The 22,558-nt window shown below is 69.9% G+C and carries 17 protein-coding genes; 7 read left to right on the top strand and 10 right to left on the bottom strand.

What is annotated here, in order from left to right:
* Nucleotides 1-10: 10 nt before the first annotated feature.
* The 4 genes from glgX to AB0J97_RS16575 all read left to right on the top strand — a co-directional run bounded on the left by glgX (nt 11) and on the right by AB0J97_RS16575 (nt 7,035).
* A complete protein-coding gene (glgX, locus tag AB0J97_RS16590; protein WP_357695011.1) occupies nt 11-2,104 on the top strand; it encodes a glycogen debranching protein GlgX in 2,094 nt (697 codons plus the stop codon).
* Nucleotides 2,097-4,247 carry a malto-oligosyltrehalose synthase gene (treY, locus tag AB0J97_RS16585; protein WP_364089122.1) on the top strand — a complete coding sequence of 717 codons (2,151 nt, stop codon included), beginning with the start codon at nt 2,097-2,099 and terminating at the stop codon, nt 4,245-4,247. Before glgX ends, treY begins: the two co-directional genes overlap by 8 nt.
* Nucleotides 4,237-5,949, top strand: a complete 1,713-nt coding sequence (gene treZ, locus AB0J97_RS16580; RefSeq protein ID WP_364089119.1) for a malto-oligosyltrehalose trehalohydrolase — start codon at nt 4,237-4,239, stop codon at nt 5,947-5,949. Before treY ends, treZ begins: the two co-directional genes overlap by 11 nt.
* Nucleotides 5,950-6,069: 120 nt before the next feature.
* Nucleotides 6,070-7,035 carry a hypothetical protein gene (locus AB0J97_RS16575; protein WP_364089116.1) on the top strand — a complete coding sequence of 322 codons (966 nt, stop codon included), beginning with the start codon at nt 6,070-6,072 and terminating at the stop codon, nt 7,033-7,035.
* A 57-nt stretch (nt 7,036-7,092) separates the two neighbouring features.
* On the opposite strand, the gene AB0J97_RS16570 is transcribed toward AB0J97_RS16575, so the two are convergent.
* From AB0J97_RS16570 to AB0J97_RS16530, 9 genes are all read right to left on the bottom strand, one after another.
* Complete coding sequence (locus AB0J97_RS16570; protein WP_364089113.1) at nt 7,093-8,694, bottom strand: FAD-dependent monooxygenase; 1,602 nt, start codon at nt 8,692-8,694, stop codon at nt 7,093-7,095.
* Nucleotides 8,695-9,258: 564 nt separating this feature from the next.
* Entirely contained in the window at nt 9,259-9,549 is a 291-nt protein-coding gene (locus tag AB0J97_RS16565; RefSeq protein ID WP_352320345.1) for an MTH1187 family thiamine-binding protein, read from the bottom strand.
* A 109-nt stretch (nt 9,550-9,658) separates the two neighbouring features.
* Nucleotides 9,659-9,988, bottom strand: a complete 330-nt coding sequence (locus AB0J97_RS16560) for a hypothetical protein (RefSeq protein WP_357695023.1) — start codon at nt 9,986-9,988, stop codon at nt 9,659-9,661.
* Between the two features lie 10 nt (nt 9,989-9,998).
* Complete coding sequence (locus tag AB0J97_RS16555; RefSeq protein ID WP_364089109.1) at nt 9,999-10,676, bottom strand: uracil-DNA glycosylase; 678 nt, start codon at nt 10,674-10,676, stop codon at nt 9,999-10,001.
* Nucleotides 10,677-10,745: 69 nt separating this feature from the next.
* The gene (locus AB0J97_RS16550; protein ID WP_364089106.1) at nt 10,746-12,119 is read right to left on the bottom strand and encodes a M1 family metallopeptidase; all 1,374 of its coding nucleotides are present in this window, start codon (nt 12,117-12,119) and stop codon (nt 10,746-10,748) included.
* 82 nt (nt 12,120-12,201) lie between these two features.
* Nucleotides 12,202-13,101, bottom strand: a complete 900-nt coding sequence (locus tag AB0J97_RS16545) for a carbohydrate ABC transporter permease (protein WP_357695029.1) — start codon at nt 13,099-13,101, stop codon at nt 12,202-12,204.
* The gene (locus AB0J97_RS16540; RefSeq protein ID WP_364089103.1) at nt 13,098-14,474 is read right to left on the bottom strand and encodes an ABC transporter permease subunit; all 1,377 of its coding nucleotides are present in this window, start codon (nt 14,472-14,474) and stop codon (nt 13,098-13,100) included. Before AB0J97_RS16540 ends, AB0J97_RS16545 begins: the two co-directional genes overlap by 4 nt.
* Before the next feature lie 12 nt (nt 14,475-14,486).
* Nucleotides 14,487-15,815 carry an ABC transporter substrate-binding protein gene (locus AB0J97_RS16535; RefSeq protein ID WP_357695033.1) on the bottom strand — a complete coding sequence of 443 codons (1,329 nt, stop codon included), beginning with the start codon at nt 15,813-15,815 and terminating at the stop codon, nt 14,487-14,489.
* Between the two features lie 9 nt (nt 15,816-15,824).
* Entirely contained in the window at nt 15,825-17,072 is a 1,248-nt protein-coding gene (locus AB0J97_RS16530) for an ABC transporter substrate-binding protein (protein ID WP_357695035.1), read from the bottom strand.
* Nucleotides 17,073-17,202: 130 nt separating this feature from the next.
* On the opposite strand from AB0J97_RS16530, the gene AB0J97_RS16525 reads away from it, so the two are divergent.
* The 3 genes from AB0J97_RS16525 (at nt 17,203) to AB0J97_RS16515 (ending at nt 20,778) form a co-directional block, all read left to right on the top strand.
* Nucleotides 17,203-17,709 carry a PadR family transcriptional regulator gene (locus AB0J97_RS16525; RefSeq protein WP_357695037.1) on the top strand — a complete coding sequence of 169 codons (507 nt, stop codon included), beginning with the start codon at nt 17,203-17,205 and terminating at the stop codon, nt 17,707-17,709.
* Nucleotides 17,706-18,434 carry an ABC transporter ATP-binding protein gene (locus AB0J97_RS16520; protein ID WP_357695039.1) on the top strand — a complete coding sequence of 243 codons (729 nt, stop codon included), beginning with the start codon at nt 17,706-17,708 and terminating at the stop codon, nt 18,432-18,434. Before AB0J97_RS16525 ends, AB0J97_RS16520 begins: the two co-directional genes overlap by 4 nt.
* A 73-nt stretch (nt 18,435-18,507) precedes the next feature.
* Nucleotides 18,508-20,778: an FtsX-like permease family protein gene (locus AB0J97_RS16515; protein ID WP_364089096.1), complete on the top strand. Its 2,271-nt coding sequence runs from the start codon at nt 18,508-18,510 to the stop codon at nt 20,776-20,778.
* On the opposite strand, the gene treS is transcribed toward AB0J97_RS16515, so the two are convergent.
* Nucleotides 20,765-22,471 carry a maltose alpha-D-glucosyltransferase gene (gene treS, locus AB0J97_RS16510; RefSeq protein ID WP_357695043.1) on the bottom strand — a complete coding sequence of 569 codons (1,707 nt, stop codon included), beginning with the start codon at nt 22,469-22,471 and terminating at the stop codon, nt 20,765-20,767. The two genes, AB0J97_RS16515 and treS, sit on opposite strands and share 14 nt — an antisense overlap.
* Nucleotides 22,472-22,558: the final 87 nt, after the last annotated feature.

Genomic DNA, 22,558 nt, shown 5'->3' with positions numbered 1-22,558 from the left:
GGGAGCCTCGATGATCGAGATCTGGCCTGGAGACCCCTACCCTCTGGGGGCGACGTACGACGGCGCGGGCACGAACTTCTCGCTCTACACCGAGGTGGCCCAGGCGGTGGAGCTGTGCCTGTTCGACGAGGACAACGTCGAGTCGCGGGTGCCGCTCGCGGAGGTCGACGGGTTCATCTGGCACGGCTACCTGCCGGGCATCGGCCCCGGCCAGCGCTACGGCTACCGGGTGCACGGGCCGTACGAGCCGGCGCGGGGGCTGCGCTGCAACCCCAGCAAGCTGCTGCTCGACCCGTACGCGATGGCGATCGAGGGCGGCGTCGACTGGCACGAGGCGGTCTACGGCTACCGGTTCGGCCAGCCGGACACGCGCAACGACGCCGACTCGTCCCCGTACGTGCCGCGGTCCATCGTGATCAACCCGTTCTTCGGGTGGGGGCACGACCGGCCGCCGGCGACGCCGTACCACGACACGGTGATCTACGAGGCGCACGTGCGCGGGCTGACGATAAGCCATCCCAAGATCCCCAAGCACCTGCGCGGCACGTACGCGGCGCTCGGCCACCCCGAGATCCTCGACCACCTCACCAAGCTGGGCGTGACGGCGCTGGAGCTGATGCCGGTGCACCAGTTCGTCACCGACCACATCCTGGAGCAGCGCGGCCTGTCCAACTACTGGGGCTACAACTCCATCGGCTTCTTCGCCCCGCACAACCGCTACTCCAGCACCGGGCAGCGCGGCGGGCAGGTGCTGGAGTTCAAGGCGATGGTGCGCAGCCTGCACGAGGCGGGCATCGAGGTCATCCTCGACGTCGTCTACAACCACACCGCCGAGGGCAACCACCTGGGGCCGACGCTGGGGTTCCGGGGCATCGACAACAGCAACTACTACCGCCTGGTCGAGAACGACAAGCGCTACTACGTCGACACCACCGGCACGGGCAACAGCCTGCTCATGCGCTCCCCGCACGTCCTCCAGATGATCATGGACTCGCTCCGCTACTGGGTCATCGAGATGCACGTCGACGGGTTCCGCTTCGACCTCGCCTCCACCCTCGCCCGCGAGCTGCACGAGGTCGACCGGCTGAGCGCCTTCTTCGACCTGGTGCAGCAGGACCCGGTGCTGTCGCAGGTCAAGCTCATCGCCGAGCCCTGGGACGTCGGCCCCGGCGGCTACCAGGTCGGCAACTTCCCCTCGCGCTGGACCGAGTGGAACGGCCGCTACCGCGACACGATCCGCGACCTGTGGCGCGGGCAGGCCGCCACGCTGCCGGAGTTCGGCTCCCGCTTCACCGGGTCGAGCGACCTGTACAAGGACGACAGCCGCCGCCCGGCCGCCTCGATCAACTTCGTGACCTGCCACGACGGCTTCACCCTCCAGGACCTCGTGGCGTACAACAACAAGCACAACGAGGCGAACAAGGAAGGCAACCGCGACGGCACCGACGACAACAGGTCGTGGAACTGCGGCGAGGAGGGCCCGGCGAGCCTGGCCATCGAGTCGCTGCGCGAGCAGCAGAAGCGCAACTTCCTCACCACGCTGTTCCTGTCGCAGGGCGTGCCGATGCTCTCGCACGGCGACGAGCTGGGCCGCACCCAGAAGGGCAACAACAACGGCTACTGCCAGGACAACGAGCTGACCTGGGTCGACTGGTCCGACATCAGGGAGAACTGGCTGCTGCTGGAGTTCACCCAGGAGCTGGCGGCGCTGCGCAAGAAACATCCGGTCTTCCGGCGCAGGAGGTTCTTCTACGGCAAGCCGGTACGCGGGCTGAGCGACATCGCCTGGCTCACCCCCTCCGGGGAGGAGATGACCGACAGCGACTGGAACGTCGGCTACGCCAAGTCGCTGGCCGTCTTCCTCAACGGCGACGCCATCACCGAGCCCGACCGGCGCGGCCGGCCGATCAGGGACGACTCCTTCCTGGTGCTGTTCAACGCCCACCACGACACGATCAAGTTCACGATCCCCGAGGACTACGGCGAGATGTGGCACACCGAGATCGACACCGCGATGCCCATCAGGCTCGACGTGCGGATGGTGCGCGCGGGCGAGGCGATCGAGGTCCCCGGACGCAGCGTTCGGGTGCTGCGCCGTGTCTAGGCCGGTCTCGACGTACCGGGTGCAGCTCACCCCCGACTTCGGTTTCGCGCAGGTCGCCGAGATCGCCGGTTACCTGCGCGACCTCGGCGTCAGCCACGTCTACCTGTCGCCGATCCTCCAGGCCACGCCCGAGTCGCGGCACGGCTACGACGTCGTCGACCACTCCAGGATTAGGGAGGAGTTCGGCGGGGCCACCGGCTTCCGCGAGATGGCCCGGCAACTGGCCGCCCAGGACCTGGGCATCGTCATCGACATCGTGCCCAACCACATGAACACGATGAACGCCCAGTTCTGGTCGGTGCTCAAGGACGGGCCCGCCTCGCCGTACGCGAACTGGTTCGACATCGAGTGGGTGGACGGGAAGGTGGCGCTGCCGGTGCTCGGCGACGACACCGAGCCCGTGGTGGACGGCGACGTCCTGCGCTACCACGAGCACGCCTTCCCCCACCCCGGCCACTACCGGCTGGTCGACTGGCGCGAGGGCCCCGGCTACCGGCGCTTCTTCGACGTGTCGTCGCTGATCGGGCTGCGCGTGGAGGACCCGTCGGTGCTGTCCGCCACGCACGAGGTGATCTTCTGGCTGTTCGACGAGGGCCTGGTCGACGGGTTGCGCATCGATCACCCCGACGGCCTGGCCGACCCCCGGGGCTACCTCGACCGGCTGCGCGAGCGGATCGGCGCCCCCTGGACGGTCGTGGAGAAGATCCTCATCGGCCCCGAGCGGCTGCAGCCCGACTGGGCCTGCGACGGCTCGACCGGCTACGAGGTGCTCAACCGGGTCAACGGCCTGTTCGTGGACCCTTCGGGCAAGGAACCGCTGGTCCGGCTGTTCAGTGAGCTGACCGGGCAGCCGGAGGAGTACCGTCCGGTCATGGTCGCGGCCAAGCGCGAGGTGCTCGACCTGTTCTTCGGCGCGGAGATCGACCGGCTGGCCAGGGTCACCGGCTGCGACCCCGCCGCCGTGTCGGAGCTGCTGGCCGCGATGCCGCTCTACCGCGCCTACCTGGTGCCGGGGGAGGAGCCGCCGCCCGAGTCGGTCGAGATCGTCGAGCTGGCCGCCGCCGAGTGCTCGCCCGCCGTGCGGCCGCTCGTCCAGGAGGTCCTGTACGGGTCGGCGGAGGCGATCGTCCGTTTCCAGCAGACGTGCGGGCCGGTCATGGCCAAGGGGGTGGAGGACACCGCGCTGTACCGGTGGTATCCGCTGTCCTGCCTCAACGAGGTGGGCGGCGAGCCCGACGCGTTCGGCGTCTCGGTGGAGGAGTTCCATGACTTCTGCGGGGAGATGTCCCCGTACACGATGACGACCTTGTCCACGCACGACACCAAGCGGTCGGAGGACGTGCGCGCCCGGCTGTCGGTGTTGTCGGAGATGCCCAGGGAGTGGGCGTCCGTGGTGGGCGAATGGTCGAGCGAGCTCTCCTTCGACCCCCACCTCGACTACCTGGCCTGGCAGAACCTCATGGCGGCCTGGCCGATCTCCGCAGAACGCTTCGCCGAATACCTGCTCAAGGCGGCTCGCGAGGCCAAGACCGCGATCTCGTGGGTGCGTCCGGACGCCGGCTACGAGCGGCGGCTGCGGGAGTTCGCGCAGGCCGCCGTGCGGTTGCCGGTGGAGGAGTTCACCGAGCGCATCGAGCCGTTCGCGATGTCGAACTCGCTCGGGGCCAAGCTGGTGCAGCTCATGATGCCCGGGGTGCCCGACGTGTACCAGGGCAACGAGACCACCGACTTCTCGCTGGTCGATCCGGACAACCGGCGGCCCGTGACGTACCCGCGCAAGCCCGAGACCTCCTGGGACGCGGCCAAGCTGCTGGTCACGACGCAGGCGTTGCGGCTGCGCAGGCGGCTCGGGGGCGCGGCGCCGTACCTGCCGCTGCGGGCCGAGGGGGAGGCGGCCGAGCACGCGATCGCCTTCGCCAGGGGCGAAGGCCCGCGGGCGGTGGCGGTCGCCACCAGGCTGCCGGTACGCCTCGCGCGCCGGTCCGCGGTCGCCGGCCACTCGGTGTGGGGCGACACCACATTGACCCTGCCCAGCGGATCCTGGCGCGACCTGCTCACCGGCGAGCCGCATTCGGGGACGGTTCCGCTGGCCCGGCTGCTCGATCAGTACCCCGTCTCACTACTGGAGCGACATGATCTTTGAGGTCTGGGCACCGAAGGCCACGGCTGTCGAGGTCGACGTTCTGGACGGACGCCGGCCGATGTCCCCCAGGGAGAGAGGCTGGTGGTGGGCCGAGGTCGCCGAGGCCGGACACGGCACCAGGTACGCCTTCGTCCTCGACGGCGGCGGGCCCTACCCGGACCCGAGGTCCCGGCGGCAGCCGGAGGGGGTGTTCGGGCCGAGCGCGGTCTACGAGCACGCCCGCTTCACCTGGTCCGACCACGACTGGAAGGGCCGCGACCTGCGCGGTTCGGTGATCTACGAGCTGCACGTCGGCACGTTCACCGGCGAGGGCACGTTCGCCGCGGCGGTCGAGCGGCTGGAGCACCTGGTCGAGCTCTGCGTGGACTTCGTGGAGATCATGCCGGTCGCGCCCGTCCCCGGCGGGCGCAACTGGGGGTACGACGGGGTCGACCTCTACGCGGTCAACGAGACGTACGGCGGCCCCGACGGGCTGAAGTCGTTCGTGGACGCGTGCCACCGGGCCGGGATCGGCGTCATCCTGGACGTGGTCTACAACCATCTGGGGCCGTCGGGCAACTTCCTGCACCCCTTTGGTCCGTACTTTTCCGGCTTTGCTGGTAGTTATTGGGGTGAAGCCGTCAATCTGGATGGGCCCGGGTCCGACGAGGTGCGCCGGTACTTCATCGGCAACGCCGTCCAGTGGTTGCGCGACTACCACGTCGACGGCCTGCGCCTGGACGCCGTCCACGCGCTGCACGACAAGCGCGCCCGTCACCTGCTGGCCGAGCTGTCGGAGGAGGTCGACGCGCTGGCCTGCTCGCTCGGCCGGCCGCTGTCGCTGATCGCCGAGTCCGACCTCAACGACCCGCGCATGGTCCGTCCGCTGGAGGCCGGCGGCCTGGGGATGACCGCGCAGTGGAACGACGACGTCCACCACGCCCTGCACACCGCCGTGAGCGGCGAGAGCCACGGCTACTACGAGGACTTCGCCGACCCGTCGGCGCTGGCCAGGGTGCTGACCCAAGGGGTGCTGCACGACGGCGGCTACTCCAGCTTCCGCGACCGGGCCCACGGTCAGTCCTTCGCCGGCGTGCCCGGTCACCGGCTGGTCGCCTGCCTGCAGAACCACGACCAAATCGGCAACCGGCCCGGCGGCGACCGGCTGCCCGTGTCGGCGCTCAGGCTGGGGGCGGGGCTGCTGCTGACCTCGCCGTTCACGCCGATGTTGTTCATGGGGGAGGAGTGGGGTGCTCGCACGCCGTTCCTGTTCTTCTCCGACCACGTGGAGCCCGAGCTGCGGGAGAGCGAGGGGGCGCGGCGCGAGCGCGAGTTCGACGGCTTCGGGTACGCCTGGGACGCGCCCGACCCGTCCGACGAGGAGGCGTTCCTGCGGTCCAAGCTGGACTGGGGCGAACTGAAGGAGGAGGAGAACTGGTCCCTGCTGTGCTGGTACCGGGACCTGATCGCCCTCCGCAAGGCGCTGCCGGAGCTGTCGGACCCGAGGCTGGAGCGGGTGCGGGTGGAGGCGGACCCGGACGGGAAGTGGCTGGTCATGTGGCGCGGGACGGTGTGCGTCAGCGTCAACCTCTCCCCCGAGACGCTGACGTTGCCTCCGGCGGGCGCGGTCGTCCTGCTCGCCTCCGACGACCCGGTCTCCGCCGGGCCCGACGGCCTGCGCCTTCCCGGCCAGACCCTCGCCATCTCCCGTACCGTCCCCTAAGTCGTCCACAGGGTGGGGGCGGTATGGCGGAGTTGTCCCCAGAACGGGGTTCGGCCGCATCGGGGGCGGTCGGGTTCCGGATTCTGGGTGCCTCACCACGTTCCGAAGGCGAGGCACCTCATGAAGATCGTTCTGCCGCTCCCCGCCACGCTGACCTCCCTGTTCGTCGTAGCCGTGGAGCATCTGCCGTTCGACGTCGGCACCTTCGTGCCCTGGCGGGTCCCCGGGCCGTACCGGAAGGCGGCCCGTGACGCGCTCGACACCCCGCCGGGCCTGACGGTCTCCCTCGAACCGACCCCCTGGCGACCGGCCGGGCTCGCCCTCGCGGGCGACGAACGCCGGCGCCTGCGCCGGGCCGGGCAGCACGTCCTGGTGTCCACCACGGCGCCGCCGCACCGCCTGCCGGGCAACGTCCAGACCGCCAGGGCCGTCGCCCGTGCCCTCGCCCTCCAGGGCGGCGGCCTGCTGATCGACCCGCTGACCGCCTCGGCCGTGCCCGCCAGCCCGAGGTGTCCGGGCGAGCCGCGCGACTTCCGCCTCGGCGACGACTGGCTCACCTGGGACGTGCGGATCCACGACGACGCCACCTGCCCGCCGTGGGACCCGTCCGACACGGCGGCCTGTGACTGCCTGCGCGTCACCTCGCGCGGCCTGAGCCGCTTCGCGCTGCCGGAGATCACGCTCGACGGCGCCGCCTGCGCCCACAGCCTGTGCGCGACCGGCCTTCTGCGTTCGGTGGCCCACCGCCTGGTCACCGACCAGCTCGCCCACCTGAAGGCGCACCCGCTGGCCACCTGCCACGAGATCGACGACCTCCTGCGGATCCAGCCGTCCGGCGCCTTCCGGGGCGGCCCGCCGTTCGGCGTCCGGCTGACCCCGTGCGAGGCGGACCTCGGCGAGCCGGGCAGGGCGGGCGGTGTCCGCCGTCTGAAGGTCGGTCCCGATCCCGGCTCGGGCCGGCTCACCTGCCTCAAGGTCGGGCCGCCTTCCGGCTTCACCGGCTCGCTCAACGACTGGCTCTGCACCACCCGGAGTGCCGACCTGACCAGCCTCGGGCCCACCGCACGCCCGGCTCTCGCCGCCTGACCCCCGCCCCCGCGAGACGGCCAGACCCCCAGGAGAGGCAGGTGGTCCAGCGGCGGTCTAGCGGTGGAGGATCTGGGTGAGGGCCTGGTCGAGGGTGGACGTGGGGTCCGAGGTCGGGCGAGGGGCTCGCCAGGCCACGTACCCGTCGGGCCGTACCAGCACCGCGCCGCCTTCCCGCACGCCGTACCGCTCCCGCCAGCGGCCTTCCACGTCCACCAGTTCATCGTCCACCAGGATGCGGGTGAGCTGCACGCCCAGACGCTCCTTGACCAGGCGGCCGGCGTCCATCCAGACCTGGCCGCCGCTCTTGTCGGCCAGCAGCACGAAGCCCGAGCCGAACAGGTCGATGGTCGAGATGCGCTGCCCCTCCCAGTCGAGCACGACGTGCGGGGCGCGGCTGCCGGGGCGGCCGTCGGGGTTGCGCGGGTCCTCCAGGAGCGAGCCGTCGTCGCCGGGCTCCTCCAGGACGGCGGCGGAGTGGTACCGGTAGCCGAGCATCGCCTGCAGGAAGTCCTCCAGGGGCTCGGGGTAGTCGGAGCGCTCGTCCACGGGCATCCGTACGCCGAGGTTGGCGAGCTGGGCGTCGGCGGTCAGGGCGCCGATCGGGCGGCGTTCGGCGTCGTAGGTGTCCAGGAAGCCGGGGCCGGCCTGCCCGCTGAGCACCAGCCAGAGGCGCCAGGCGATGTCGCAGCCGTCCTGGAGGGCGGTGCTGCCGCCCTGGCCGCCGGTGGGCGGCATGGTGTGGGCGGCGTCGCCGGCGAAGAAGACGCGTCCGGCGCGGAAGGTGTCGGCCACGACGTGCGCCAGGCTGAACGTCGCCGTGTCGAGCACCTGCACGTCCAGGTCCGGGATGCCGGTGCCGACGCGGATGAGCTCGATGCAGCGTTCCTCGGTGAGGTCGTCGGCCCGGCCCTCCTCGGACGGGGGCTGGTTGACGCCGAGCACGTGCGCGCCCACGCCCGTGCCGGTCACGATCACGCCGGTGAACGCGTCGTTGTGGAGGTACCAGACGATGACCTCGCGCTCGTTCACCAGGCCGGTCAGGTCGGCGTCGAACATGATCGAGCGCATCTGCACGAGGTCGCCCTTGCCGGAGGTGGGCACGGCCAGTCGCTCGCGCAACGGGCTCCGGTGGCCGTCGGCCGCCACCACGTAGTCGGCCCGTACGACGCTCTCGACCCCGTCGGCGGCGCGGATCACGGCGGTGACGCCGTCGTCGTCCTGGTCGAGGGAGATCAGCTCTGTGGAGAAGCGCAGGTCCGCTCCGAGCTCGTCGGCGTAGGCGCGGAGCACCCGCTCGACCTCCGACTGGGGGGCGCCCACGCGGGGCACGGGGGTGAGGCCGGCGAGGGCGTTGGACTCGTCCGATTCCTCGAAGATCATGTGGGGCTCGGGGTCGGCGAGGGTCTTGGCGATCGCGATGCGCATGGAGTCGCCGATGCCGGTCCAGATGTCGGCGAACGTCTGCTCGATGCCCGGCAGCGGGCGCAGCAGCTCGACCGCTCGCGGCCCCATGCCGAACGCCTTGGGCTGGATCGACGTGCTCGGGTGCCGTTCGACCAGCATGACGGGCACTTCGCGCCACGCCAGCAACGCGGCAGCGCTCAGGCCCGCGTACCCGCCGCCGACCACCAGCACGGGCACTCGCTCTTGTCTCATTGCCTCCACCTCCGGGCACGAGTAGTATCGCGTTTGTCGATCACGCAACACGATATGTCGCGTCTACGGAGACGGTCAAGACATATCGCGAATCCCCGCATTCGTCGGACCTCTCCACCGGCGCCGCCGGGCCGGCCACGGGCCGAACCGCCTTCCTTCACATGCAGGAGTAGTCGGCATCAAGCTTCTGGCCGCGAGAACGCCGCACGGGAACCGAGCCGCGTGCCGGCGCGCGGCCGCCTGCCCCGCGGCTCAGGCTGCGACTACCCGTGGAGGAGTCTCCTGGCCTCGGCTCGCGACGTGCTGTCTGTGATCCGCTGAGTGGTGTGAGATCCGCGCAAGCGGCGGAGACGGCTTTCTGAACCGTCCTGAAAGGCGCGCGTTATGCACGGCTGGACGGCCTCGCCCAGCGCGTGCCACACGGCGATGCGGCCCTGCATGGCGGCGGAGGGGGGCGTTCGTGCCAGGGGACGTGGCTCTGCCCCATTCGTGTGCCCGGTTCACGCCCCGATTGCTGTAGTAGCCCTCTGACCTGCTTCGTGGCTCATGGGAGCCGTCAGATGCTCAGGGGAGGTGGCGTTCGAGGCTTTGGAGTTTGGTGGTCATGCCGTCCGTCACGCCCGGGCGGAGGTCGGCTTTCAGGACCAGGCTGACTCGCGGGGCGACTTCGGAGACGGCGTCGACCGCGCGCCTGACGACGTCCATGACCTCGTCCCACTCGCCCTCGATGGTGGTGAACATCGCGTCCGTGCGGTTGGGCAGGCCGCTCTCGCGGACCACCTTGACGGCGCGGGCGACCGGTTCGGCGACCCCTTCGCCGACGCCCAGCGGGGTGATGGAGAAGGCCACGATCATGGCGACAGATCCCTCAGCAGACGGAAACAGCCCGGACGAACCGATCGTAGCCGGGGCGAAGAGCCACGACGCGGGTGGGGCGTCGTGGCTGATCGCCGTACGTCACACGTCACACGTGGTCGTGGTCGTGCTCTTCCTCGTCCTCGTCCTCGCTCGGCCCCTCGGACGGCTCCACCCCGAGAACGGCCTCACGCGGCTCGATCTCGGTGATGTGCTCCACGAGCTGCAGCACGTGGTCAGGCTCGATCAGCCACTGGAGCGCCGAGGCTCCGGTCTCGTCGGAGTTGACGAGGTCGGCCTGCTCGGAGCGCTCCTCGTCGCTGAGGTCGGCGTCGGGGTGCCTGATCTCGGCCAGCGCCGCCGCCTGCAGCGCGTTCACGTCGAGCACCTCCACGGTCAGTTCGACCGTAAGGCGCAGGTACTTCGGTTCATCACTCATGGCGACGATGCTAGGGCAGCTTCCACTCGACAGGTGCGGCGCCTTGCTGGGTGAGCAGCTCATTGGCGCGGCTGAACGGCCGTGAGCCGAAGAAGCCGCTGCGCGCCGACAACGGGGACGGATGCGCCGACTCGATGCGCGGCACGCTGCCCAGCATCGGGGCGAGGTTGCGGGCGTCGCGGCCCCACAGGATGGCGACCATCGGCTTGTCGCGGGCCACGAGGGCGCGGATGGCCTGCTCGGTGACCTGCTCCCACCCCTTGCCCCGGTGGGAGGCGGGCTTGCCCGGCATGACCGTCAGAACCCTGTTGAGCAGCAGCACGCCCTGCTCGGCCCACGGGGTCAGGTCGCCGTTGGCGGGGCGGGGGAGGCCGAGGTCGGACTCCATCTCCTTGTAGATGTTGAGCAGGCTCCCGGGTATCGGCCGCACCTCGGGCGCCACCGAGAACGACAGCCCGACGGGGTGGCCGGGCGTGGGGTAGGGGTCCTGGCCCACGATCAGCACCCTGACGTCGTCGAAGGGCTGGTTGAACGCGCGCAGGACGTTGGGACCCGCGGGCAGGTACTGCCTGCCCTCGGTGATCTCGTTGCGCAGGAACTCACCCATCAAGGAGATCTGCTCGGATACGGGCTCAAGAGCCTGAGCCCATCCGGCTTCGACGACTTCATGCAAAGGACGACCGGCCATGGCCGTGAAGCTTATCTAGGTCTGGTACGGCTTGCCGCCCAAACGGGCACGCAGGCCGTACCGGAATGATCACAACGACGGCTTTCCGGGCTGGAAGAGCCAGGCGTCGAAGAGGGCGTCGAGCCGCCTGCCGGACACGCGTTCGGACAGGGCGACGAAGGCGGCGGTGTCGGCGTTGCCGTACTTGTGCTCGCTCGCCCAGGTACGCAGGATCGTGAAGAACGCGCTGTCGCCGACGGTCCGGCGCAGGACGTGCAGGGTCGCCGCGCCGCGGTCGTAGACGGGGTCGTGGAAGAGCGCGGCGGCGCCGCCGGGGTCGGCGGTGGGCGTCTGCCAGAACTCGTCGCCGGCGGGCCTGGCGTAGACGCCGTCGAAGGACGTCTGCACGGTACGGCTGCCGGTCTTCTCCAGCCAGAGCCATTCCGCGTACGTCGCGAAGCCCTCGTTCAGCCAGATGTCACGCCATAAGGTGGGCGTCACCGAGTCGCCGAACCACTGGTGGGCCAGCTCGTGGGCGAGCAGCGACTCGCTGGGAGCCACGGGGTAGATGGGCCGGGTCTGGGTCTCCAGGGCGTAGCCGACGTTCGGCTCGTGGTCGACGATCCCGCCGGTGGAGGAGAACGGGTACGGGCCGAAGAGCGAGCTGAAGTAGTCGAGGACGGGCGCGTGGCGGGCGGCGAAGTCCGTCGCCTTGCCGGCGAGCTTGGGGTCCACGGCGGTGATCACGCGGTAGCCGCCGATCCTGGCGTCGGTGAGCTGGAACTTGCCGATCGACACCGTGGTCAGGTAGCTCGCCATGGGTTCGCGGGCGTCCCACACGTACGTGGTCCGGCCGCCGGCCGATGTTCTGGCCACCAGGTCGCCGTTGGCCACCGCGACCCTCGTGCTGGGCACGGTCACGGTGAACCGGTACGTCGCCTTGTCCGACAGGTGGTGGTTGCCGGGGTACCAGGTCATCGCGCCCTGCGGCTCGTTGGCGTTGAAGACGCCGTCGCTGGTCCTGATCCAGCCGTCCCTGGAGCCGTCGGGGTCGAGGACGTGGGTGGGCCTGCCGTCGTACCGGACGACGACGGAGAAGTTCTGCCCGGAGGCCAGCGTGGCGGCGGGGGTGACGACCAGCTCATCGCCGGCGCGCGTGACGGCGGCGGGCCTGCCGTCCACGGTGACCGAGCGTACGGACAGCGAGCCGGACAGGTCGAGGTCGAAGCGGCTCAGCGCCTGGGTGGCACGGGCGGCGACGGTGGCCACGCCGGTCAGGACGTTCGAGGACGGGTCGTAGTCCAGGGCGAGGTCGTAGTGGCCGGCGTCGTAGCCGCCGTTCCCCTGACCGGGGAAGTACGGATCACCCGCCCCGGGAGCACCGGGGGTGCCGCCGAGCGCGGCGGCGGGGGCGAGGGGGAGGGAGATGAAGGCTGCTGCGGCGAGGGCGAGAAGACGCTTCATGAACAATCATCGGAGGTCCGCGATCAGGTGTTACGGGCGCCCGCCTGCCCCCCTAGGGAGGCGGGCGCCCGCGGGGGACGGCCTACTTGACGGAACCGGCCATCATGCCCTGGACGAAGTACCGCTGGAAGGCGAAGAACAGCACCAGCGGGATGATCAGCGACAGGAACGCCCCGGAGGAGAGGATGTCGACGTTCGATCCGAACTGCCGCATCTGAGACTGCAGGGCCTTGGTCATCGGCTGGTTGTCGGTGTTGGCGAACACGAGCGCGATGAGCATGTCGTTCCACACCCACAGGAACTGGAAGATCCCCAGCGAGGCGATGGCCGGCTTGCCCAGCGGGAACACGACCTGGGCGAAGATCTTCCATTCGGGTGCGCCGTCCATCCTGGCCGCCTCCAGCAGCGACGACGGGATGCCGACGAAGAAGTTGCGCAGCAGGAAGATGGCGAACGGCAGGCCGAACGCCGTGTGGAACAGCACCACGCCGGGGATCGTGCCGAAGATCCCGACGCCGCCGTAGAAGGCCGCGACGGGGATCAGCGCGATCTGGATGGGCACGATCAGCAGCCCGACCACGACCAGGAACGCCGTGTCCCGCCCGCGGAACTCCATCCACGCGAACGCGTACGCCGCCATGGCCGCGATGCCGATCACCAGGATCGTGGTCGGCACGGTGATGAGCACCGTGTTCCAGAACGACGAGGTGAAGCCGCTGGCCAGCAGGTTCTTGTAGTTGGCGATGGTCAGCTCGGCGGGCTTGGTGAAGATCGTCCACCAGCCCTCGGCGTTGTTCACCTTCACCGTGCGCAGGGAGACGACCAGCAGGCCCAGCGTCGGCACCAGCCAGAACAGGCCGAGCACGATCATGACCACCTGGACGGCGCCGCCGCCGAGGCGGTCCACGATCCTGCTCGCCACGCCTCTGCGCGGCGCGCCCGACTCCAGTCCGTGAGGTGCGCTCACGCTCGCGGTCGTCATGTGTCTTCCCTTCTGAACCGGCGGATGTTCATGATCATGAAGGGCAGAACCAGGATGAGCAGGAACACCGCGAGTGCGCTGCCGAGCCCCTGGTTGTTCCCGCCGCCGAACGACACGCGCCACATCTCCAGCGCGACCACGTTCGACTGCGGCTGAACCGAGGCCGGCGCGATGATGTAGACCAGGTCGAAGACCTTGAGCGTATTGATGATCATCGTCACGAAGACGACGAGCAGCACCGGCGACAGCAGCGGCACGGTGATCCGCCGGAACACCTGCCACTCGGTCGCGCCGTCGATGCGGGCGGCCTCCAGGGCGTCCCGCGGGATGGCGGCGAGCCCGGCGGCGATCAGCACCATCGCGAACCCGGCCCACACCCAGACGAACGCGCCGATGATGGCCGGCGTGATGAGCGTCTGGCCGAGCCAGGTCAGGCCGCCGTAGCTGGCCTGGAAGTTCGACTGCGGCAGCCGTACGACGTAGGAGCCGGCCGGCAGGCCGGCGAAGCTGAAGCTGCCGTCGTCGGCGGTCGTGGCGGTGGCCGCGACCTGGCCGTCCTTGACCGCCTCGACGGTCACGCCGGGCAGCCCCTTCTCGGTCGGGTCCACGGCGCCGCTCTGGCCGCCGCCGCCCTGCGTGAAGTCGAACCACACCGTCCCCGACACCGCCGAGCCGCCGGTGGGGGCGTGGGCGGGCTGGGCGTTGGACGGCATGATCTGCGGCTTGACGCCGACGATCGGGATCAGCACCGGCGTGCCCGCCTGGACGGGCTGCTTGGTGACGACCGCGCCGTTCTGCTCGGTCACGGGAGACTGGTCGCCGCCGCGTGCCCGTGCCTCGGGGTAGCCCTGCGAGGAGGAGAACGTGTCGTGCACGGTGGTGAGCACCGCGTTGGCCAGGCCCTTGTCGGGGTCCTCCTCGTAGACGAGGCGGAAGATCACGCCGGCGGCCATCAGCGAGACGGCCATCGGCATGAACACGATCAGCTTGAAGGCCGTCGCCCACCGGATGCGCTCGGTCAGCACCGCGAAGATCAGGCCGATCGTGGTGACCACGATCGGGGCCACGACCACCCAGATGAGGTTGTTGCGGATCGTGACGAGCATGCCGTTGTCGCTGAAGATCGTGGTGTAGTTGCCCAGCCCCACGAACCCGCTGCCCGAGGCGTCGAACAGGCTGCGGAAGATGGAGTAGACGATGGGGTAGACCACCCAGACGCCGAGCAGCAGGGCCGCCGGCAGGAGGAAGGCGATGGCGACCGCCGGCGATGGGCCGAGGCGTCGTCTCGTACGGGGGGTTTCAGCCGGTCCTGCGGAGGGCCCGCCCGCGGTCTTCGCGGGCGGGGCCGCCGGGCCGTCCAACCGTTCGGTCACGGCCTTACCTCTTTACTTCCAGGCCTTCTTGGCCTCGGCCTCGAGCGCCGCCTGGGCGCCCTTGACGTCGCTGGGGTCGCGCAGGAAGTCCTGCAGCACCTTCCACTCGCCCTTGCCGTCGGTGCCGCCGAAGGCGCTCGGGGCCAGGTCCGACATGTCGTAGCGGACGGCGTCACCGGCGGAGACGATCGTCTGGCCGAGCTGCTTGGTCAGCTCGTCGGGGTAGTTGTCGGGGGAGACGTTCTTGTTGGGCGACAGGTAGCCGGGGAGCTTGGCCCAGATCTCGCCGCCCTCCTTGGAGGCCAGGAACTGCACCAGGGCCATCGCGCCGGGGGATTCCTTCATGACCACGGCCACGTCGCCGCCGAGCACGACCGGAGCGGTGTCCCCGGCCTTCGGGAACGGGAAGTACTTGGCGCCCTCGCCGACCTTGGCGCCGTCCTGGGTGGCCTGGGTGGCGACGAAGTCGGCCTCGATGACCATGGCGGCCTTCTTGTTGCCGTACACCTTGGTCACGCAGGTCGGGAAGTCGGTCTGCAGCGCGCCGGAGGCGCCGTCGAGCACGAACTCCTTCTTGCCCGCGATCTGCGCGATCTTCTCCAGGGCGGTGGCGACGCTGGGGTCGGTCCACGGGATCTCGTGCTTGGAGAGCTTGTCGTAGTTCTCCGGGCCGGCGCTGGACAGGTAGACGTTCTCGAACAGGTCGGTCAGCGTCCAGCCCGAGGCGCCGCAGAGGGAGAAGGGCGGGGTGCCGGAGTCGGCGATGGTCTGGCCGGCCTTGATCAGCTCGTCCCAGGTCGTCGGCACCTGGACGCCGGCCTCCTCGAAGGCGTCGGAGCGGTACCAGACCAGCGACTTGTGCGCCGCCTTGATCAGCACGCCGTACACCTTGCCGTCGGCGGAGCCCAGCTCCTTCCAGTACGGCGTGTAGTTGGTGTCGATCTCCTGGGTGACCTCGGCGGACAGCGGCTTGAGCGCGTCCTGCTTGGCGTACTGCTGCACCAGACCCGGCTGCGGCAGGATCGCGACGTCCGGCGGGTTCTTGCCCTGGATGCGCGGGCCGAGGTAGGCGCCGGTGTCCTCACCCGTGGAGGCGTAGGTGACCGTGGCGCCGGTCTTGTCGGAGAAGGCCTTGAGCACCTGCTCGAAGTTCTTCTGCTCGGCGCCGGTCCACTTGGCCGCCACCTCCAGCTTGACGCCTTCGAGGGTCTTGCCGCCGCCGGCGTTGCTGGCCGGCGCGGACTCCGAGGCGGTGGGGGTGGTCGTCGTCGGGGCGTTGCCGCAGGCGGCGACGGCGACCGCGAGCCCTGCCAGGACTACTGCTGCTCTGGCTTTACGCATGGCTTTGCCTCACTGGGTTCTGATGATCTCTTCGAGTTCTGACTTCATGGAGACCGCGACGTCGTCGGCGGACTCTTTCGAGGGAGCGGCCAGGGCCTTGGCGACCGAGCTGGCGATCACCAGGCTCACCTGGTTGTAGTTGGCGCTCACCGGCCGTGGTTTGGCGGCGAGGATGCTCTCCTTGAGCACGGGCAGGTACGGGAACCGCTTGATCAGGGCCGGGTCGTCGTACAGCTCGGTCCACACGGGCGGGAAGGAGCCCTCGGTGAGGACGCGGCGTTCGTTCTCCAGGCTGGTGAAGTAGCGGATGAACTGCTGTGCGGTCTGCTGGTGCTTGGAGTAGGCGCTGACGGCCAGGTTGATCCCGCCGAGGGAGCTGGATCCCTGACCGTTCAGGCCGGGCAGCCGGGTCACCGCGAAACGGTCACCCAGTTTGGCCCTGGCCGGGCCGTAGGCGTGCGGCCAGTTGCGGGCGAAGGCCAGCTTCCCGTCCTGGAAGGCCAGCCGGGTCTCCTCCTCCTTGAAGGTCAGGGAGTCGCCGGTGATCCAGCCCTCCCGCAGCCCTTGCATCAGGAAGTCGAGCGCGATCTTCCCCTTGGCCGGATCGAGGGTCACTTCCGTGCCGTCGTGGTTGAGAATCTGCCCGCCCGCCGACTGCACTGCCTCGGAGAAGTTCACCGTCAAGCCTTCGTAGGCCAGGAGTTGGGCCGCATAGCCTCCGATGTCACGCTTTTTCGTTATTTTTCGTGCTTCGTCGCGAAGTTCCGCCCAGGTCTGCGGCGGCTTCTTGACGAGATCGGTCCGGTAGTAGAGCAGTCCCGCGTTGCTGGTGTACGGGACGGCCCAGAGCTTGCCCTTGTAGACGGCCGTGTCCACGACGGGCGGCAGGAACCTGTCGAGCGGGAACAACCCGCGCTCCAGGGGGATGATCCAGCCGTTCTCCGCGAACTCGGCGGTCCACACCACGTCGAGCCCCAGCACGTCGTAGCGGTTGCTCTGGGCCTGGAGGTTGGCCACCATCTGGGCGCGTTGCTCGTCGGCGGCCTCGGGCAGCTCCAGCAGCGTCACCTTCTCGGCCGGGTGGGCCTGGTTCCAGCGGTCCAGCAAGGGTTGCAGGTACGCCGTGGTGTCGCGTCCGGTGGCGAAGGTGATCGGGCCTGTGCCGCCCATTCCCGTCTCGCCGCCGCCCTCGTCACCCGCCGCCGCGCATCCGGCCGCCAGCAGGACGACCAGAACGAACGAAAGCGGGCGCAGCACTCTGTTTCCTCCACATTCAGCGGGGTTACATACGTGTTAGGTAGATGCATTCATGTTATGCACACCTGTAATCTGATGGTCAACGGATACCTACGTAACGCTCACGTAACACAAAGCGGGGAGGTGAGGCGTGCGGCTTCACCTGCTGGCGCTCCTGGCCAAGGAACCGGCCCACGGCTACGAGCTCAAACAGGCCCTTGAACAGACGTTCGGCAGCGCCTACCCCTCCCCGAACATCGGGCAGATATACGTGACGCTCGGCCGGCTGGAGAAGGACGGGCTCGTCAGGGCCGTCGACGTCGAACAGTCCAACCGGCCGAACAAGAAGGTCTACTACCTGACCGCCAAGGGCCGCGACCTGCTCACCATCTGGGTCGACGAGCCCACCGAAGGTCCCCGGGTGCGCGACGAGTTCTTCATGAAGCTCGTGCTCGCGCCGCTCACCGGCATCGCCGACCGGATGGCGCTGATCAACCGCCAGCGCCGCCACTACCTGTCGCTCATGGGCGACCTCAATGAGCTGCTCTCCCGTACGGCGCCCACCGACCGGGTGGCGCTGCTGCTGATCGAAGGGGCCATGCTGCACCTGCAGGCCGATCTTGACTGGCTGGAGCGATGCCAGGAGGATCTGGCATGAGCTCGGTCCTAAAAACGGTCAATCTGGTTAAAATCTACCAAGACGGCGCGGTCCCGGTGCCGGCCGTGCGCGGGGTGGACCTCCAGGTCGAGCCGGGCGAGTTCGTCGCGATCATGGGGCCGTCCGGCTCCGGCAAGTCCACGCTCGTGCACATGCTCGGCGGCCTCGACGCGCGCACCAGCGGCGAGATCTGGCTCGACGGGCAGCGGGTCGACACCCTCTCCGAGAGCGCCTGGGCGCTGCTGCGGCGCAAGAAGGTCGGCTTCGTCTTCCAGTTCTTCAACCTGGTCGCCAACATGACCGTCGGCGACAACGTCGAGCTGCCCGCGCTGCTGGCCGGAGCCTCGCCCAAGGTGGCGCGCGAGCGGCGCGAGAGCCTGCTCGGCGCGCTCAACCTCGCCGACCGCGCCGGAGCCTCGCCCGCCCAGCTGTCCGGCGGCGAGCAGCAGCGCGTCGCGCTGGCCAGGGCCCTGGCCAACAAGCCCAGCCTGCTGCTGGCCGACGAGCCGACCGGCAACCTCGACAGCCGCAACACGCGCGACGTGCTGCGCCTGCTCAGCGACGTGCACAAAGAGGGGCAGACGATCGTCATGGTCACCCACGACGCCCGGGTGGCCGGCCTGGCCGACCGGCTGGTGTCGCTGTTCGACGGCGCCATCGTCGACGACGGCCGCATCGCCCGCCGCCGCACCCGCACCGCCGGCGAGGTGATCGACCTCCGATGAGCGCGAAGCGAACCCGACGCGGCGAGCGGACCGGAGGCCCGACCGGGGAGGGGCTCCGCGGAGTGAGCGACCAGTGAGCGCCGCTCTGGCCGGAAGCCGCTGGATCAAGGCCGACCTGCGGGCCAGGAAGGGCCAGGCGGTGCTCACCGTGCTGGTCGTGGCCGGGATCGTGGCCGCCCTGATCACCGCGGCGACCCTCCTGGAGGACGGCACCAACCCGTGGCGCAGCCTGTCGGCCCAGACCGACGGCGCCCACGTCTGGGTCTACACCGACGACGACCCGAACGTCGCCCTGGGCGACATCGACGGCGTCACCGGCACCACCGGTCCCTACCGCTCGGCCCCCGTGACCGTGGCGCAGGAGGGCAAGAAGGAGCCCGCGTCGCTGCGCGCGATGCCCGCCGCGCCGCCCGCGGTGGCCCATCCCGTGCTGGCCGAGGGCAGGTGGCTCGACGGCACGCAGCCCGACGGCGTGGTCGTCGAGCACTCCTACGCCAGGTCGCTGGGCCTGGCGATCGGCTCGCCGTTCACGGTCATCGCGCTCAACGGCGAGCGCCACACCCTCTACGTACGCGGCATCGCCGACTCCGCCGACCAGGGCTTCTACCCCGAATGGACCCCGGGGCTGGCCTGGGTGCTGCCCGCCACGCTCGACCGCGTCGAGCCCATGCTGGGCCGCAGCGAATGGGTGACCGGGCTGCGCCTGGCCGACCCCGACGCCAGCCAGGTCGTGGCCCAGCGCGTCGTGGTGATGCTGGAGGACAAGCTCCAGCGCGTCTACACCTGGCGCGAGGTCAGGGCCGCGATGGAGCTGGACAACCGGCTGCTCGGCACCCTGCTCGCGCTGTTCGGCGTGGTCGGCATGGTCGCGGCGGCGCTCGCGCTGGCCAACGCGGCCGGCGGCCGGGTGCTCGGCCAGCTCCGCGACCTGGCCACGCTCAAGTCGATGGGCTTCACCGGCGGCCAGGTCGCCCTGCTGCTCCTGGTCGAGCACGGCGCGCTCGGCCTGCTCGGCGTCGCGCTCGGCGCGCTGGCGGGCTGGGGGGCGACGGCGGTGGTGCTCGGCACGTACTCGGCCGCGCCGGTGCCGGTGCTGGCCATCGTGGCGGGCACGACGCTGGTGGTGCTGGGGGCGGTGGGGGTGCCCGCCTGGCGGGGCGCGCGCACGCCGCCGATCCCCGCCGTGCCGGCCTCGCCGCCGCGCGGCCACCTGTCCCGGCTGGCCCGGCTCGGCCTGCTCGTACGCCTCCCGCCCGCCCTGATCCTGGGCACCCGCGACGCCTTCACCAGGCGCGTTCCGGCGTTCCTGACGGCGTTCGGCCTGGCCGTGCCGATGATGATGATCACGATCGGCCTCGGCGTCTGGTCCACCATGGACAACTTCCTCAGCCACCCCGAGCAGGTCGGCCAGCACGCCAGCCTGTACGTCCGCCCCGGCAAGCTGATGGAGTCGGCCGAGGCCCAGCGCATCGCCGAACGCGACCGCGACGTGCGCTCGGTCTACCCGGGCACCGACGTGAACGCCCTGGCCCCGGGCGAGGCCCGTTCGGTCAGGGTACGGGCGGTCGGCAGTTCCACCGACCCCTACCCGTTCCCCGTCGTGGAGGGCCGGAGCTACACCGAGCCCGGTGAGGCGGTCGCCGGGCAGGGCCTGCTCGACCTCCTGGGGGTCAGGATCGGCGACCGGGTGCGCCTGACCGTGGGCGGCTCGCCGCTGATCGTCCGGATCGTGGGCCGTACCGTCGAGCCCGACCTGGACGGCGAGGTGCTCTCGGTGGGCCTGGACAGCCTGGCCGCCAAGGACTCCGTGCCGCCCCAGTACTACGCGCTGGCCCTGCGGCCGGGCGCGGACAAGGCGGAGGTGCGGGCCCGGCTGCTGGCCGAGTCGGCGGAGGGCCTCGACGTGCAGGCCGCGGTCAACCCGGCCGACCGGCTGTCGATCATCAGAGTGGTGATCGTGGCGCTGATCGCCGTGCTGGCCCTGATCGGGCTGGCGAACCTGCTCACGGCGAGCGCGATCGGGCTGCGCGACCACGCCTTCGACCTGGCCGTCCTCAAGGCCATGGGGCTGACGCCACGCCAGGTCATGGCCACGCTGGTGACCGGCACGGGCCTGCTGGTCGTGCTCGGCGTCGGCGCCGGCACGGCGGTGGGGGCGTCGGTGGTGGTGGGGCTGATCGACCTGCAGGGTCACACGAGCGGCGTGGGCGCGGGCATCGGCCGCGCGCCCTCGCCGGTGACGCTGGCGGTGGCCGTGGTGACGGCCGTGGGCACGGCCCTCGCGGTGGCGATCATTCCCGCCCGCCGCGCGGCCCGTGCCCAGGTGCCCGTCACTTCGCGCTGATCTCCTCGGGCTTCAGCGCGAACCAGTAGAACCCGTGGCCCGGCAGGGTCAGCAGGTAGGGCAGCTCGCCGATGCGCGGGAAGCGCACCCCGCCGCGGGCCTCGACCGGCACCATGCCCTCGAACCTGCGCAGGTCCAGCTCGACGGGCTGCGGGAACTTCGACAGGTTGTTGACGCAGAGCATCACGTCGTCGCGGTCCTCGCGCACGTACGTGAGCACGCACGGGTTGGAGGACCACATTTCGGTGTAGGCGCCGAGGCCGAACACCGGGTGGTTCTTGCGGATCTCCAGCATGCGCCGGGTGAAGTGCAGCAGGGAGCCCTCGTGGCGCTGCTGGGCCTCCACGTTGACCGCCTGGAAGCCGTAGATCGGGTCCATGACGGCCGGCAGGTAGAGGCGGCCCGGGTCGGCCTGGGAGAACCCGGCGTTGCGGTCGGGGCTCCACTGCATCGGCGTGCGGACCGAGTCGCGGTCCTCCAGCCAGATGTTGTCGCCCATGCCGATCTCGTCGCCGTAGTACATGACCGGCGAGCCCGGCAGCGACAGCAGCAGCGCCGTGAACAGCTCGATCAGGTCCCGGTTGTTGTCCAGCAGGGGCGCCAGCCGCCGCCGGATGCCGAGGTAGGCCCGCATGCGCGGGTCCTTGGCGTACTCCTTGTGCATGTAGTCGCGCTCTTCCTCGGTCACCGTCTCGAGCGTGAGCTCGTCGTGGTTGCGCAGGAAGATGCCCCACTGGGCCGTGTCGGGCAGCTTGGGCGTGCGGGACATGATCTCGGAGATCGGCTCGCGGGTCTCCTTCTTCACCGCCATGTAGATGCGCGGCATCAGCGGGAAGTGGAAGGCCATGTGGCACTCGTCGCCGCCGACGGTGGGGTCGCCGAAGTACTCCACGACGTCCTCGGGCCAGCCGTTGGCCTCGGCCAGCAGCACCCGGTCGGGGTAGAGCCGGTCGACCTCCGCGCGGATCTTCTTCAGGTACGCGTGCGTCTCGGGCAGCCCGGAGCACGCCGTGCCCTCACGCTCGAACAGGTACGGCACCGCGTCGAGGCGGAAGCCGTCGATGCCCAGGTCGAGCCAGAACCGCAGCACCTCCAGCATGGCCTCCTGCACCGCCGGGTTGTCATAGTTCAGGTCCGGCTGGTGGTGGAAGAAACGGTGCCAGTAGTACTGCTTGCGCACCGGGTCGTACGTCCAGTTGGACTCCTCGGCGCCGATGAAGATGATGGGCGCGTCCGGATAGCCCGTGGGCTCGTCCGACCAGACGTAGAAGTCCCCGTAGGGGCCCTCCGGGTCGTGCCGGGAGGCCTGGAACCACGGGTGTCTGTCGCTGGTGTGGTTCATGACCAGGTCGGTGATGATCCGAAGACCTCGCTCGTGCGCGGCCTCGATCAACTGGACAAAGTCTCCCAGATCGCCAAAATCCGGAAGGATCTTCATGTAGTCCGAAATGTCATAACCGCCATCGCGCAGCGGGGACTCGTACAGCGGCAACAGCCAGAGGCAGTCGACGCCGAGCCATTCCAGGTACCCGAGCTTCTCGATGAGACCGCGCAGGTCCCCCGTGCCATCACCGTTGGAGTCCTTGAACCCCCGGACGAGAACCTCGTAGAACACCGCCCGCTTGTACCATCGCGGATCTTCCGAGACGAAAGCCTCAGAGATCGACTCCGGTGATGGGGATGCGTTGATCATGATGTCGCTCACAGGAAGAGATGTGGGCAGGACGAAGTCACCGGTTACCCCGGCGTTCTTAGCTGGTGACCGCGCCGCGTGGAGTCG

Origin of the sequence: Nonomuraea sp. NPDC049607, from assembly GCF_040675375.1 — a bacterium.
Classification (GTDB): Bacteria; Actinomycetota; Actinomycetes; order Streptosporangiales; family Streptosporangiaceae; genus Nonomuraea.
The sequence above is the reverse complement of the archived record's forward strand: the minus strand, read 5'-3'. Positions and strand labels throughout refer to the sequence as shown.

Excerpts from the sequence above, each read along its gene's own strand:
- AB0J97_RS16565 (WP_352320345.1), bottom strand. The coding sequence starts at position 9,549 with ATGATCGTGGCCTTCTCCATCACCCCGCTGGGCGTCGGCGAAGGGGTC.
- AB0J97_RS16560 (WP_357695023.1), bottom strand. The coding sequence starts at position 9,988 with ATGAGTGATGAACCGAAGTACCTGCGCCTTACGGTCGAACTGACCGTG.
- treS (WP_357695043.1), bottom strand. The coding sequence starts at position 22,471 with ATGATCAACGCATCCCCATCACCGGAGTCGATCTCTGAGGCTTTCGTC.
- AB0J97_RS16555 (WP_364089109.1), bottom strand. The coding sequence starts at position 10,676 with ATGGCCGGTCGTCCTTTGCATGAAGTCGTCGAAGCCGGATGGGCTCAG.
- AB0J97_RS16550 (WP_364089106.1), bottom strand. The coding sequence starts at position 12,119 with ATGAAGCGTCTTCTCGCCCTCGCCGCAGCAGCCTTCATCTCCCTCCCC.
- AB0J97_RS16520 (WP_357695039.1), top strand. The coding sequence starts at position 17,706 with ATGAGCTCGGTCCTAAAAACGGTCAATCTGGTTAAAATCTACCAAGAC.
- treZ (WP_364089119.1), top strand. The coding sequence starts at position 4,237 with ATGATCTTTGAGGTCTGGGCACCGAAGGCCACGGCTGTCGAGGTCGAC.
- AB0J97_RS16570 (WP_364089113.1), bottom strand. The coding sequence starts at position 8,694 with ATGAGACAAGAGCGAGTGCCCGTGCTGGTGGTCGGCGGCGGGTACGCG.
- AB0J97_RS16545 (WP_357695029.1), bottom strand. The coding sequence starts at position 13,101 with ATGACGACCGCGAGCGTGAGCGCACCTCACGGACTGGAGTCGGGCGCG.
- AB0J97_RS16575 (WP_364089116.1), top strand. The coding sequence starts at position 6,070 with ATGAAGATCGTTCTGCCGCTCCCCGCCACGCTGACCTCCCTGTTCGTC.
- glgX (WP_357695011.1), top strand. The coding sequence starts at position 11 with ATGATCGAGATCTGGCCTGGAGACCCCTACCCTCTGGGGGCGACGTAC.
- AB0J97_RS16535 (WP_357695033.1), bottom strand. The coding sequence starts at position 15,815 with ATGCGTAAAGCCAGAGCAGCAGTAGTCCTGGCAGGGCTCGCGGTCGCC.